This is a genomic window from Burkholderia sp., assembly GCF_018375725.1.
Lineage (GTDB): Bacteria > Pseudomonadota > Gammaproteobacteria > Burkholderiales > Burkholderiaceae > Burkholderia.
Genome location: NZ_JAHACR010000103.1, coordinates 1 through 12,710, shown reverse-complemented (window position 1 = coordinate 12,710; position 12,710 = coordinate 1). Strand labels below are relative to the sequence as shown.

At 66.5% G+C, this 12,710-nt stretch carries 12 protein-coding genes and 1 pseudogene; 5 read left to right on the top strand and 8 right to left on the bottom strand.

Annotated features, from left to right (window positions below; all coding sequences use genetic code 11):
* The 4 genes from carB to gloB all read right to left on the bottom strand — a co-directional run.
* Positions 1-1,232 (bottom strand): carbamoyl-phosphate synthase large subunit (gene carB / locus KH616_RS13225; protein ID WP_292245120.1); only part of this gene is annotated, 1,232 nt, incomplete at its 3' end.
* A gap of 93 nt (positions 1,233-1,325) precedes the next feature.
* The gene (gene carA / locus KH616_RS13220; RefSeq protein WP_292245117.1) at positions 1,326-2,480 is read right to left on the bottom strand and encodes a glutamine-hydrolyzing carbamoyl-phosphate synthase small subunit; all 1,155 of its coding nucleotides are present in this window, start codon (positions 2,478-2,480) and stop codon (positions 1,326-1,328) included.
* A 531-nt stretch (positions 2,481-3,011) separates the two neighbouring features.
* Positions 3,012-4,586 (bottom strand): transglycosylase SLT domain-containing protein, encoded by a 1,575-nt coding sequence (locus tag KH616_RS13215; RefSeq protein WP_292245116.1) that lies wholly within the window; start codon positions 4,584-4,586, stop codon positions 3,012-3,014.
* A gap of 152 nt (positions 4,587-4,738) precedes the next feature.
* Positions 4,739-5,545, bottom strand: a complete 807-nt coding sequence (gene gloB, locus KH616_RS13210) for a hydroxyacylglutathione hydrolase (protein WP_292245114.1) — start codon at positions 5,543-5,545, stop codon at positions 4,739-4,741.
* An 18-nt stretch (positions 5,546-5,563) separates the two neighbouring features.
* Between gloB and KH616_RS13205 the strand changes: the two genes are divergently transcribed.
* Genes KH616_RS13205 through dnaQ form a run of 3 tightly spaced genes read left to right on the top strand, consistent with a single transcriptional unit; the run spans position 5,564 to position 7,591 of the window.
* Positions 5,564-6,376 carry a class I SAM-dependent methyltransferase gene (locus KH616_RS13205; RefSeq protein ID WP_292245112.1) on the top strand — a complete coding sequence of 271 codons (813 nt, stop codon included), beginning with the start codon at positions 5,564-5,566 and terminating at the stop codon, positions 6,374-6,376.
* Positions 6,373-6,819: a ribonuclease HI gene (rnhA, locus tag KH616_RS13200; RefSeq protein ID WP_292245110.1), complete on the top strand. Its 447-nt coding sequence runs from the start codon at positions 6,373-6,375 to the stop codon at positions 6,817-6,819. The genes KH616_RS13205 and rnhA overlap by 4 nt, the downstream gene beginning before the upstream one ends.
* Before the next feature lie 43 nt (positions 6,820-6,862).
* Positions 6,863-7,591: a DNA polymerase III subunit epsilon gene (dnaQ, locus tag KH616_RS13195; protein WP_292245108.1), complete on the top strand. Its 729-nt coding sequence runs from the start codon at positions 6,863-6,865 to the stop codon at positions 7,589-7,591.
* Positions 7,592-7,612: 21 nt separating this feature from the next.
* Here the strand turns inward: dnaQ and KH616_RS13190 are convergent, their stop codons facing one another.
* A complete protein-coding gene (locus tag KH616_RS13190) occupies positions 7,613-7,792 on the bottom strand; it encodes a hypothetical protein (protein WP_292245106.1) in 180 nt (59 codons plus the stop codon).
* Positions 7,793-8,299: 507 nt separating this feature from the next.
* Between KH616_RS13190 and proP the strand changes: the two genes are divergently transcribed.
* Complete coding sequence (gene proP / locus KH616_RS13185; RefSeq protein WP_292245104.1) at positions 8,300-9,781, top strand: glycine betaine/L-proline transporter ProP; 1,482 nt, start codon at positions 8,300-8,302, stop codon at positions 9,779-9,781.
* A 190-nt stretch (positions 9,782-9,971) separates the two neighbouring features.
* Here proP and KH616_RS13180 read toward each other — a convergent pair whose 3' ends face one another.
* Positions 9,972-10,169, bottom strand: coding sequence for a hypothetical protein (locus KH616_RS13180; protein WP_292245102.1), 198 nt, complete (start codon positions 10,167-10,169; stop codon positions 9,972-9,974).
* 119 nt (positions 10,170-10,288) lie between these two features.
* Positions 10,289-10,918: a glutathione S-transferase family protein gene (locus KH616_RS13175; protein WP_292245100.1), complete on the bottom strand. Its 630-nt coding sequence runs from the start codon at positions 10,916-10,918 to the stop codon at positions 10,289-10,291.
* A 222-nt stretch (positions 10,919-11,140) separates the two neighbouring features.
* On the opposite strand from KH616_RS13175, the gene phaZ reads away from it, so the two are divergent.
* The gene (gene phaZ / locus KH616_RS13170; RefSeq protein WP_292245098.1) at positions 11,141-12,388 is read left to right on the top strand and encodes a polyhydroxyalkanoate depolymerase; all 1,248 of its coding nucleotides are present in this window, start codon (positions 11,141-11,143) and stop codon (positions 12,386-12,388) included.
* Positions 12,389-12,446: 58 nt separating this feature from the next.
* Here phaZ and KH616_RS13165 read toward each other — a convergent pair.
* Positions 12,447-12,710, bottom strand: a pseudogene (locus KH616_RS13165) (phosphoribosyltransferase); the annotation flags it as partial.

Below are 12,710 nucleotides of genomic sequence, written 5' to 3'. Positions count from 1 at the left end.
ACTTCGAGGCCGCGCAGCGCCTTCTGGAACGATTCCTGGAACGTGCGGCCGATCGCCATCACTTCGCCGACCGACTTCATCTGCGTGGTGAGGCGCGAATCGGCTTCACGGAATTTTTCGAATGCGAAGCGCGGAATCTTCGTGACGACATAGTCGATCGTCGGCTCGAACGATGCCGGCGTCTGGCCGCCAGTAATCTCGTTCTTCAGCTCGTCGAGCGTGTAGCCGACCGCGAGCTTCGCCGCGACCTTCGCGATCGGGAAGCCGGTCGCCTTCGATGCGAGCGCCGACGAACGCGACACGCGCGGGTTCATCTCGATGACGACCATGCGGCCGTCCTTCGGATTGATCGAGAACTGCACGTTCGAACCGCCGGTGTCGACGCCGATCTCGCGCAGCACCGCGAGCGATGCGTTACGCAGGATCTGGTATTCCTTGTCGGTCAGCGTCTGCGCCGGCGCGACGGTGATCGAGTCGCCGGTGTGCACGCCCATCGGGTCGAGGTTCTCGATCGAGCAGACGATGATGCAGTTGTCGGCGCGGTCGCGCACGACTTCCATCTCGTATTCCTTCCAGCCGAGCAGCGATTCTTCGATCAACAGCTCGCGGGTCGGCGACAGGTCGAGGCCGCGGCGGCAGATCTCTTCGAACTCTTCACGGTTGTACGCAATGCCGCCGCCCGAACCGCCGAGCGTGAACGACGGACGGATCACAACCGGATAGCCACTGCCGCCCGTGGCCGCCATGATCTCGGCGTGCACCTGGTGCGCCTCTTCCATCGAGTGCGCGATGCCCGACTTCGCCGAGCCGAGACCGATCTTGGTCATCGCGTCCTTGAACTTCTGGCGGTCTTCCGCCTTGTCGATCGCTTCCGGCGATGCGCCGATCAGCTCGACGCCGAACTTCTCCAGCACGCCGTGCTGATGCAGGTCGAGCGCGCAGTTCAGCGCGGTCTGGCCGCCCATCGTCGGCAGGATCGCGTCCGGGCGCTCCTTCTCGATGATGCGCGCGACCACTTCCCACGTGATCGGCTCGATGTAGGTCACGTCGGCCGTGTTCGGGTCGGTCATGATCGTCGCCGGGTTGCTGTTGACGAGAATGACCTTGTAGCCTTCCTCACGCAGCGCCTTGCACGCCTGCGCGCCCGAATAGTCGAACTCGCATGCCTGGCCGATGATGATCGGACCGGCGCCGATGATGAGGATGCTTTTGATGTCTGTCCGCTTGGGCATAACGCTCTCGATAAATTGATTCTGTGTGCTCTGCCGGCCGCGCGCCGCGAAATCGCGCGCCGCGTCCGGCCGATGATTCCGTCCGCTCGCCGCTTACGCCGCCGCGCCCTGCTTCGCCTTGTGCGCATCCATCAGCGCGGTGAAGCGGTCGAACAGGTAGCCGATGTCGTGCGGGCCCGGCGACGCTTCCGGGTGACCCTGGAAACAGAACGCCGGACGGTCGGTCAGCTCGAAGCCCTGCAGCGTGCCGTCGAACAGCGACACATGCGTCACGCGCGCATTCGCCGGCAGCGAGTCGGCATCGACCGCGAAACCGTGGTTCTGCGACGTGATCACGACGCGCCCGTCCGCCAGATCCTTGACCGGATGGTTGGCGCCATGGTGGCCCGTCTTCATCTTGAGCGTCTTCGCGCCGACCGCGAGACCCATGATCTGGTGGCCGAGGCAGATGCCGAAGGTCGGCACGCCGCGCTCGAGGAACGTCTTCGTCGCCGCGATCGCGTAGTCGCACGGCTCCGGATCGCCCGGGCCGTTCGACAGGAACACGCCATCCGGATTCAGCGCCAGCGCGTCTTCCGCGCTCGCCTGCGCCGGCAGCACCGTCACGTGGCAGCCGCGCTCCGCGAGCATGCGCAGGATGTTGTACTTGACGCCGAAATCGAAGGCGACGACACGGTACTTCGGCGCGGTCAGCATCCCGTAGCCGCTGCCGAGCTTCCATTCGGTCTGCTTCCACTCGTACGGCTTCGACGTCGACACGACCTTCGCGAGATCCATGCCGGCGAGGCCCGGGAACGAGCGCGCGAGCTCGATCGCCTTGGCCTCGTCGTCCGAGCCGGCGAGAATGCAGCCGCCTTGCGCGCCCTTGTCGCGCAGAATGCGGGTCAGCTTGCGGGTGTCGATGCCGGCGATCGCGACGACGCCTTCGTCGCGCAGGTAGTCGCCGAGCGTGCGCTCCATGCGGAAGTTCGACGCGAGCGTCGGCAGATCGCGGATGATCAGGCCGGCGGCATGGACTTTCGTGGCTTCGACGTCTTCGGCGTTCACGCCGACGTTGCCGATATGCGGATAGGTGAGCGTGACGATCTGCCGCGCGTAGCTCGGATCAGTCAGGATTTCCTGATAGCCGGTGATCGCGGTATTGAACACGACTTCGCCGATCGTATGGCCTTCGGCCCCGATCGAATAACCACGGAAGACCGTGCCGTCGGCAAGTGCGAGCAAAGCGGGAGAAAAAGACGGCAACACGGGAGGCTCCTTGGGGAACACCCTGCTGCCGACCAGTCTACCCTGCCGCGCGAGCGTCGCGCTGCCTGGGCGCGCGGAGTCGCTTGCGTCACGCGCCTCGCGCAGTCGAGTCGCAAAACCGGCGCGCAGCGTGCGGGGTTTCGCGGCGTCGCCCGGCTGGCGGCGTGCGGCGGATGAACGGGATGATGGAGGTAGGCGCTAGGGTGCGAGGTTGATCAGCACAAACTTTCGAATTGTAGCCCGAAAATGGCCCTATCTTCAATGAATACGACGGATTCACGGCGCACTGCGGCGGCGCGCCGCACTCGCGACGGGTCGCCCCACCGCCACCGGAGGCCGCCATGCGCCAGCGTACTCCTGTGCCGACCGTCTTGGCCAGCGGCTCGCCAGCCGCATGCCGCACCCACGCCGACAGCGCTTTTTGCTGACGCCTGTGCGCCGCGGACAAACAAAAACGCCGCCACCTGGGTGACGGCGTTTTCGCCAAATGATGACAGCCACGTTGCAAGCGGCCGCCACGGATCGGTGCACTTATTTCTTCTTGCCCTTGTGAGCGGCCGCCTTCGGCGCCGCTTTTGCCGGCGCAGCGGATTTCGCCTTTGCCGCCGACTTCGCCGCACCGCGCTTCGAACCGCGCGTCGCCTTGCCGCCGGTACTCAGGCTGGCGCGCTCGATGCGCCCGCCGCCGACCGACGTCGCGATACGCTCCGGACCCGGCTCGGCCGGAACCGCGCGCCCGACCGGCACGTGCAGCACCATCGCCTGCCCCGGCATCACGGTGTCGCGATGCGTGCGGTTCCACGCCTTCAACTGGCCGACCGACACGCCGTAACGCACCGCGAGCGCCGCCATCGACTGCTTGCGCCGCACCCGGATCAACATCTTGCGCGTATCGGGCACGTCCGGCTCCATCGCCAGCACGCCGTTTTCCGCGACATCGGCACTGATATCCTCGTCATCGTCGTCGCCGCGCGGCACGACGATCGTCGAGCCCGGCTTCAGCCGCATGCCCGCCGGAATCTTGTTGATCGACATCAGCGTATCCGCGTCGACGCCGATCTTCTCGGCAATCGCCGCCGGACGCGCACGCTCGCTGACCGTGTAGGTCGTCCACGACGACAGCGCGCCGTTGTAGCCCTTCAGGTTCTTCTCGAAGGCCGACGCATTGTCGAACGGCAGCAGGATCTGCGGATCGGTCGCACCGAGGATCACCGGCTTCGCGAACGACGGATTGAGCGACCTGAACTCGTCGAGCGGCAGGTTCGCGAGCTTCGCCGCGACCTTCACGTCGATGTCGCGCGCCGTCGTGACCGTCACGAAGTACGGGTGGTTCGGGATCTCCGGCAACGTCAGGCCGTACTGCTGCGGATGCGCGATGATGTTCTTCACCGCCTGCAGCTTCGGCACATAGTTGCGCGTCTCGTTGGGCATCCGCAGGCTCTGGTAGTCGGCCGGCAGGCCCGCCGCCTGATTGCGCGCGATCGCGCGCTGCACGTTGCCCTCGCCCCAGTTGTAGGCAGCCAGCGCGAGATACCAGTCGCCGAACATGTCATGCAGGCGCGACAGGTAGTCGAGCGCAGCGCTCGTCGAAGCCAGCACGTCGCGCCGCTCGTCCTGCCACATGTTCTGCTTCAGGTTGTACGTGCGGCCCGTGCCCGGGATGAACTGCCACATGCCCGCCGCCTTCGCGACCGACAGCGCCTGCGGGTTGTACGCCGACTCGATGAACGGCAGCAGCGCCAGCTCGGTCGGCATGTGACGGGCCTCGAGCTCCTCGACGATGTGGTACAGATATTTCTGCGAACGCTCCGTCATGCGCTGCACGTATTCCGGGCGCTGCACGTACCACGTGGTCTGCATGTCGACCAGATCGGTCTGCAGATCCGGCATCTGGAAGCCGCGGCGGATGCGGGCCCACAGATCGGAATCGGAACTCGTGAGGTCGCCGACCGAATGCTTGTCGACGTCGACGGTTTCTTTGGCGGTGGCTGATTTACGGAGGTAGTTGGACGTCGCCTGCGAATCGGCGGCGGAATTGGCGACAGGGCCCTGGCTCGCACACGCGGCGAGCAGCAGAACCAGCAGCGCACTCAATAAAAGTCGCATGAAAATCTCGGCTTCCGACGGCTGGAAATTGCTGGCGATACTACGGAAGTGCGTGCTTCACGTCAATAAAAACACCGAAAACTCAGCGAAATCTGATATTTGGAGCAAATTTTACAGATTCCGGATGAGCTTCGACATCCCTCCAAATGAGTTCATCCGAACCGGTTTTTCCATTCCCTCATCAGCGTAAATGCGGTCAGGCGGTCTGGCACCGTTTCATGCAGCTGCGCCTCGAGCGTCGCGTGAATCTCGGGGCGGTCGGCGCGCAGGAACGGATTGACCGCACGCTCGTGCGCGATCGTGGTCGGCAACGTCGGCACGCCGCGCGACCGGCGCGTCCGCGCCTCGTCGTGCCACGCGTTGAGCGCCGCGTTGCCCGGCTCGCAGGCGAGCGCGAAGCGGATGTTCGACAACGTATATTCGTGCGCGCAGTGCACGCGCGTGTCGCCCGGCAACGCCGCGAGCGCGTCGAGCGACGCAAGCATCTGCGCGGGCGTGCCCTCGAACAGGCGGCCGCAGCCGCACGAGAACAGCGTGTCGCCGCAGAATACGTGCGGCACCGGCGTGCCGTCGCCCGCCGCCTGGAAGTACGCGATGTGGCCGCGCGTATGACCCGGCACGTCGAGAATGTCGAAGGTCGCGGCGGGCGCGTCGAGGACCACGCGATCGCCGCCGCGCAACGGCTGCGTGACGACGCCGATCGGCTCCGCCGCCGGGCCGAATACGGTCAGCGGCATGCCGTCCGGCTGACTGTCGATCAGCGCCGCGACACCGCCGACATGGTCGGCATGATGGTGCGTGAGTAAAATAGCGGTCAGCCGCCAGCCTCTTTCGGAGAGCGCCCGGCGCACCGGAGCGGCTTCGCCCGGATCGACGGCGATCGCATCGCTGCCGTCCGAGACGAGCCAGATGTAGTTATCTTCGAAGGCCGGTACCGGCACGTATTCCAGCTCGTTCATGGGCGCGCAATCATCGCTATGTCTGATCGACAAATTATAGACTGGCCCGCGTGGACCGACTCCCCGCCCGGCCGCTACGTGCTGGGTTGGGAGCAGGCGCAGCTCGACCGCGTCGTGTCCGACGTGTTCGGCTTCCACGCGTTGCAGCTCGGCCTGCCGAAACTCGACGCGCTGCGCAAGAACCGCATGCCGTTCCGCGGCCTTGCGCTCGACCAGGCGAGCGGCGCGAGCGCGCCTTACCAGCTTCCGCAGGCGCGCGAAGCGTGCGCACGCGAGCCTGCCCCCGCCGGACGGAGCACCGTCTGGTGCGACCTGCTCGACCTGCCGTTCGAATCGCAAAGCGTCGACCTGATCGTGATGCCGCACACGCTCGAATTCACGTCCGACCCGCACCGCCTGCTGCGCGAGGCCGAGCGTGTGCTGATGCCCGAGGGCCAGCTCGTGATCACCGGCTTCAACTCGCTCAGCCTGTGGGGCATGCGGCAATCGTTCGGAAAGATGGCGAACCGGCCGTTCGTGCCCTCGGTGCGCGACCAGATCGCGTTCATCCGCCTGAAGGACTGGATCAAGCTGCTCGGCTTCGACCTCGAGCGCGGCCGCTTCGGCTGCTACCGGCCGCCGCTTTCCTCCGACAAGTGGCTCGCCCGCCACGCTTTCATGGAAGCGGCCGGCGACCGCTGGTGGCCTATTTTCGGCGCCATCTACATGGTGACGGCCGTCAAGCGCGTGCGCGGCATGCGGCTCGTCGGCCAGATCAGGATGAAGAAACCCGTGCTCGCGCCCGGGCTGACGCCCGCGGCCACCCCGACCACCCATCAAGAACATTCATGACGACCGATACGATTGACATCTACACCGACGGCGCCTGCAAGGGCAATCCCGGCCCCGGCGGCTGGGGCGCGCTGCTGCGCTACGGCGAGCGCGAAAAGGAGCTGTTCGGCGGCGAGCCGAACACGACCAACAACCGCATGGAGCTGATGGCCGTGATCGCCGCACTCGAGGTGCTGAAGCGCCCGTGCAGCGTGGTCGTGCACACCGATTCGCAATATGTGCAGAAAGGCATCAGCGAATGGATCCACGGCTGGAAGAAGAAGGGCTGGGTCACCGCCTCGAAGACGCCCGTCAAGAATGCCGACCTCTGGAAGCGGCTCGACGCGCTCGTCGCGCAGCATCAGGTCGAGTGGCGCTGGGTCAAGGGCCACGCCGGACACCCGGAGAACGAACGCGCCGATGCGCTCGCGAACCGCGGCGTCGATTCGCTCACGGCCGCCTGACCGCCCAGCGCCCGCCTTTCCCCGTTTCCTCTGTTTTCCCGACATGCGCCAGATCATTCTCGATACCGAAACTACCGGCCTGAACCCACGCACCGGCGACCGCATCATCGAAATCGGCTGCGTCGAGCTGCTGAACCGGCGGCTTACCGGCAACAACCTGCATTTCTACGTGAACCCCGAGCGCGACAGCGATCCGGGCGCGCTGGCGGTGCACGGCCTCACGACCGAATTCCTGAGCGACAAGCCGAAGTTCGCGGAGATCGTCGATCCGCTGCGCGACTTCGTGAAGGATGCCGAGCTGATCATTCACAACGCGCCGTTCGACATCGGCTTTCTCGACGCCGAATTCTCGCTGCTTGGCCTGCCGCCATTCCTCGAGCACTGCGCCGGCGTGATCGACACGCTCGTGCAGGCCAAGCAGATGTTCCCGGGCAAGCGCAATTCGCTCGACGCACTGTGCGACCGGTTCGGCATCAGCAACGCGCACCGTACGCTGCACGGCGCGCTGCTCGACTCGGAACTGCTCGCCGAGGTGTATCTCGCGATGACGCGCGGCCAGGACAGCCTCGTCATCGACATGCTCGACGACGACGGATCCGAGGACGGTTCGGCGAACGGCCAGCGCGTCGCGCTCGCGTCGCTCGCCCTGCCGGTACTCGCCGCGAGCGGCGACGAACTGGCCGCGCATCAGGCGCAACTCGACGATCTCGACAAGTCGGTCAAGGGCACCTGCGTGTGGCGCCAGCCGGCGCCGGGGGTCGGCGACGCGTGACGCGTCATTGCGGCCGGGCGATCATGCGCGCGGCTGCAATGCGATGACCGCCATCCCGGCCAGCGCGAGCGACAGCGCCGCGGGCGCCAGCAGCCATACCGGACGCCCCGCCTTCAGCACCAGCCACGGCAGATAGCAGCCGACAATTTCCGCCAGCGCAGTGGCGAAGAACAGCGCCGCAATCCTCATCCATTCGGTCATTTCGATCCTCTCTCCGTCCGGCCGCCAAAGGCGGCCGGACCGCCTCGCCGCGCGCCGTCGATTATGCCCCGGCACGCCCCGCCACACGGGGATTTCACGGCAATTTGCAGGATCGTCGCCCATCGTGCTATCATGTCGCTCGTTTCAACATCTAATCTCTGTCATTTCAATCTTGCCGGAAGTCCGCCTGAGCCCGATGGCGCGGTACTTCGACCAGGATTGCACCTACAAGAAAACACGCCTCGTCGGCCTGTTTTTTTCGTTTCGCCGCCCCTTCCAGGGCGTCTGCCGGACAGCCGGATTCCGATCCGCACCGGCCCGCCGCTCGCATCACGCGGCACTTTCTTCATGAGCGTCATATCGCAACGGCCTTTCAGGCCTGCGCCGGACTAGCCCTGATTTGCAGTAAGTGCTTAATGGCCTGCTCCGATGCACCGCGTGCGATATCGCGCTCGCCGGCAAACCGTGTCGGACGGCCCGCCCGTTCCGGCGCAGTCAAAGGAGTGCATGACCTTGACCGCAACACACGTCAGCCCGACCGCTGCTTCCGCTCCGTCCTCCGACGGCGCCCCACTCACCGCCGACGACGTCACCGTTGTCGATCAGAGCCTGCTCAAGCGCGCCGTCAGCGCGATGGCCATCGGCAATGCGATGGAATGGTTCGATTTCGGCGTCTACAGCTACATCGCCGTCACGCTCGGCAAGGTGTTCTTCCCGTCCAGCAACCCGTCCGCGCAGCTGCTCGCGACCTTCGGCACGTTCGCCGCCGCATTCCTCGTGCGCCCGCTCGGCGGCATGGTGTTCGGCCCGCTCGGCGACCGCATCGGCCGCCAGCGCGTGCTCGCGATGACGATGATCATGATGGCCGTCGGCACGTTCGCGATCGGCCTGATCCCGAGTTACGCGTCGATCGGCATCATGGCGCCCGTGCTGCTGCTCGTCGCCCGCCTCGTGCAGGGCTTCTCGACGGGTGGCGAATACGGCGGCGCCGCGACCTTCATCGCCGAGTTCTCGACCGACAAGCGCCGCGGCTTCATGGGCAGTTTCCTGGAATTCGGCACGCTGATCGGCTACGTGATGGGCGCAGGCGTCGTCGCGCTGCTGACGGCCTCGCTGTCCGAGGAGGCGCTGCTGTCGTGGGGCTGGCGCGTGCCGTTCCTGATCGCCGGCCCGCTCGGCCTGATCGGGCTCTACATCCGGATGAAGCTCGAGGAAACACCGGCGTTCAAACGCCAGGCCGAGGCCCGCGAGGCGCAGGACAAGGCCGTGCCGAAGGCGCGCTTCCGGGAAACGCTGGCCGCCAACTGGCGCGCGCTGCTGCTCTGCGTCGGCCTCGTGCTGATCTTCAACGTCACCGACTACATGGTGCTGTCGTACCTGCCGAGCTTCATGTCGTCGACGCTGCATTTCGACGAATCGCACGGCCTCGTGCTGGTGCTGATCGTGATGGTGCTGATGATGCCCATGACGCTCGCCGCCGGCCGCCTGTCGGATCACGTTGGCCGCAAGCCGGTGATGCTCTTCGGCTGCGTCGGCCTGTTGCTGATGTCGATTCCGTCGATGATGCTGATTCACACGGGTACGACGCTGGCCGTCTTCGGCGGCCTGCTGATCCTCGGCGTGCTGCTGTCGTGCTTCACCGGCGTGATGCCATCGGCGCTGCCGGCGCTGTTCCCGACCGAGATCCGCTATGGCGCGCTGGCGATCGGCTTCAACGTGTCGGTGTCGCTGTTCGGCGGCACGACGCCGCTGATGACCGCGTGGCTCGTCGACGCGACCGGCAACCTGATGATGCCCGCGTACTACATGATGGGCGCGGCCGTGATCGGCATCGTGTCGGTGCTCGCGCTCGCCGAGACCGCGCGCCAGCCGCTGAAAGGCTCGCCGCCGGCGGTCGCGACGCGCCGCGAAGCGCACCAGATCGCCCGGGAACTGCGTGAGAACGACGACGACGCGATGTACGACGTGGCGTCCGCTGCGCGCGCCTGAGCGGCGCCCGAAATGAATGACCCCGGCCGGGCGCCGGGGTCATCGCGAACGGCCGGTCATCCGGCCCGGACAGCCCGGCCCATGCCGGCCGGGCGTCATGAGATGGTCAGCCCGATCCTCAATCAGCGTCGTTCACCGAGCGAGGATCGGGCTGGCCATGGATACGTTCATGCATACTGCGCCATGGTGCTCAGTTCACCGTGCCGCAGCGGTAGTAACAGATCAGCTCACGGGAACGCGACACTGCCGCTTGCGCACCACGCGCCGCGACGATCAGGCCGACCTGGCCGAGATTGAAATCGCGTTCGACCATCAGTTGCGCCAGCGCGGCCAGCGGCAGCACGACCGACGGGTGGTACAGGTGCGATTCGATCAAGACCCTCATCATCGACTCCGGCAGGCAAGGCGGTATCCAATGACGTGCATTTTAGGGACGGCCGGCCTCCGGATAAATCGCGTGGCGACGAAGTCACTTGTCGGCTGCGCGAAACAATCGCGCGCTGCCGATTACGCGAGCGGCGTCTCGATGAAGGCAGGGAGCGCCTCCGCGCGTGCGGAATACGCGGCGAGCGCCGGATAGCGCGCCGGATCGATGCGGGCCAGCACCGGATAGTCGGCCGCCATGAACTGCGTGAAACGCCATGCGACCGCGACCGTCACATCGGCCTGCGACATGCGCTCGCCGCCGAGCCAGCCCTCTGTATCCGCGACACGCGGCTCCAGTTCGCGATACGCCGCCTCGAGCTGGTCAAGCACGCGGTCGAGCCACGGCTGGTGCAGTTTGTCGGCCGGACGCTGCCCGTGCTCGTACACGACCTGCACGGTCTTTTCGGCCGCCGCCAGCGCAAAGCCGGTCAGCGCCAGTGCGCGCAGCCGCGCCTCGGGCGCTTCGGGCAACAGACGGCGCTCCGGCGCGACGAGACGGTCGAGGTAATCGACGATCAGCGACGAGTCGATCAGGATCGTGCCGTCGTCGGCGATGAACGTCGGCGCCTTGACGACCGGATTGATCGCCTTGAACCGGTCGAATTGACGGAACACCGACAACGACTGATGTTCGAACGGCAGGTCGAGCAGCTTGGCCGAGATGGCGACACGACGCACAAAAGGGGAATCCAGCATACCGATCAGCTTCATCGCACAGGCTCCGCAGGGTGAGGTGGGATCGACGACTGTAGCAGCGTCCGGGCCGCCCGCCTAGCGGCGAACGACCGTCCGGCGCCCCTCCCGTGTGCGCTGTGCCGCCCCCGTCACGCTTCGGCCCGGAGCCGCGCTCGACCCGCGTCGTCAAAACGTCTCCCCGCTGCGCGGCAACCGTGCCCATAATCTGAATTCGCCCACCGCATCCGGGGGTTCGCCATGTGGTATCCCCTTGTCGAACAGCAGCGGCAATGGCTGCGCGCCTGGCGCGCGGCGACCCGCCAGATGTTCGAATTCTGGCCGGCGGCGACGCTGCCGCACGCCGCGTCGTCCTGCTATGCCGACCTGTTCGAGCCCTTGCTCGGCCCGGCGGACGAGCCGCCACCGTTCGCGATCGGCGCGCTCGAACACGATGGCCGGCGCGACACGGTCGACGAACGGATCGTCGCGCAGACACCGTTCTGCGGGTTGCGGCGGTTCTCTCGCGGCGAACACGCGTCGCGCGCCGTGTTGCTGTGTGCGCCGCTTGCAGGCCACGCGAGCGTGATGATGCGGGAAGCCGTCGAGACGCTCCTCGCGGATGGCGACGTGTATGTCACCGACTGGGCGAACGCGCGCGACGTGCCGCTCGAGGCGGGCCGCTTCGGCCTCGACGAATATGTGTCGATGCTCGACAGCTTCCTCGACATGCTGGCACGCGACGCCCGTCCGGCGCACGTCGTCGCGGTCTGCCAGGCCGCCTTCCCCGCGCTCGGCGCGCTCGCGCTGCGCGCGGGACGCGGCATTGCACCACCGGCGAGCGTCACGCTGATCGGCGGCCCGCTCGATGCGCGGCACAATCCGAGCGCCCTCGGCGTCGCGGCCGCCTCCCACTCGCTCGGCTGGTGCCGCCGGCACCTGATCGACGTCGTGCCGGCCGGCTTCGCAGGGCGCGGACGCCGTGTGTTCCCGACCTATCTGCAGCAGGCGGAGATCGCCATCGTCTATCCGCAACGCTATTTGTCCCTGATCGACCGCTACACGCATGCGGCGCTGCGCGCGGATGCCGTCGCGCTCGGCGACGCACGGCGCGCGCTGCACGAATACACGGCACTGCTCGACATGCCGGCCGAATATTTCCTCGATACCGTCGATCTGGTGTTCCAGCGCACGTGTCTCGCAACGCACACCTGGCGTGTCCGGGGCGTGCCGGTCGAGCCGGAAGCGCTGCGGAACACCAGGCTTTTGACCGTGGAGGGTACGCGCGACGCGGTCACCGGCGCCGGACAAACCCATGCCGCGCACATGCTGTGCAGCAGTCTCACGCCGGACGAGCGGCAATGCCTCGATATACAGGCGTGCGATCACTACGGGCTGTTTACCGGCACACGCTGGCGCGACGAAGTGCATCCCGCGCTGCGCGCCACGCTCTTGAAGGCCGAAGAAGCCGGATCCGGCCGCCGCCGCAAGCGCGTCGGACGACGCTGATTGTGCGGCGGATCCGCGCGTCATCATGCGGGGGGAATCACGACGCGGCGGCACCGCCCTACCCCTGCGCACCGGCGCGCGCGGCCTCTAGCCAGAAGCGCACCTCCTCGTCGCTCGTCTGCTCGAAGTGCACATAGAACTGACTGATCCCGAAGAACGACTGCGGACGCAACACCGCGACGACCGCGTCGGCCAGATCGTCGAACGTGTGCCGGATATCGGCCGGTGCGATCGGCGCGGCCACGACGATGCGCGCCGTGTGGCGCTCACGCAACGACTGCAGGGCGACGCGCATCGATGCGCCGGTCGCGCAGGAAAGGCC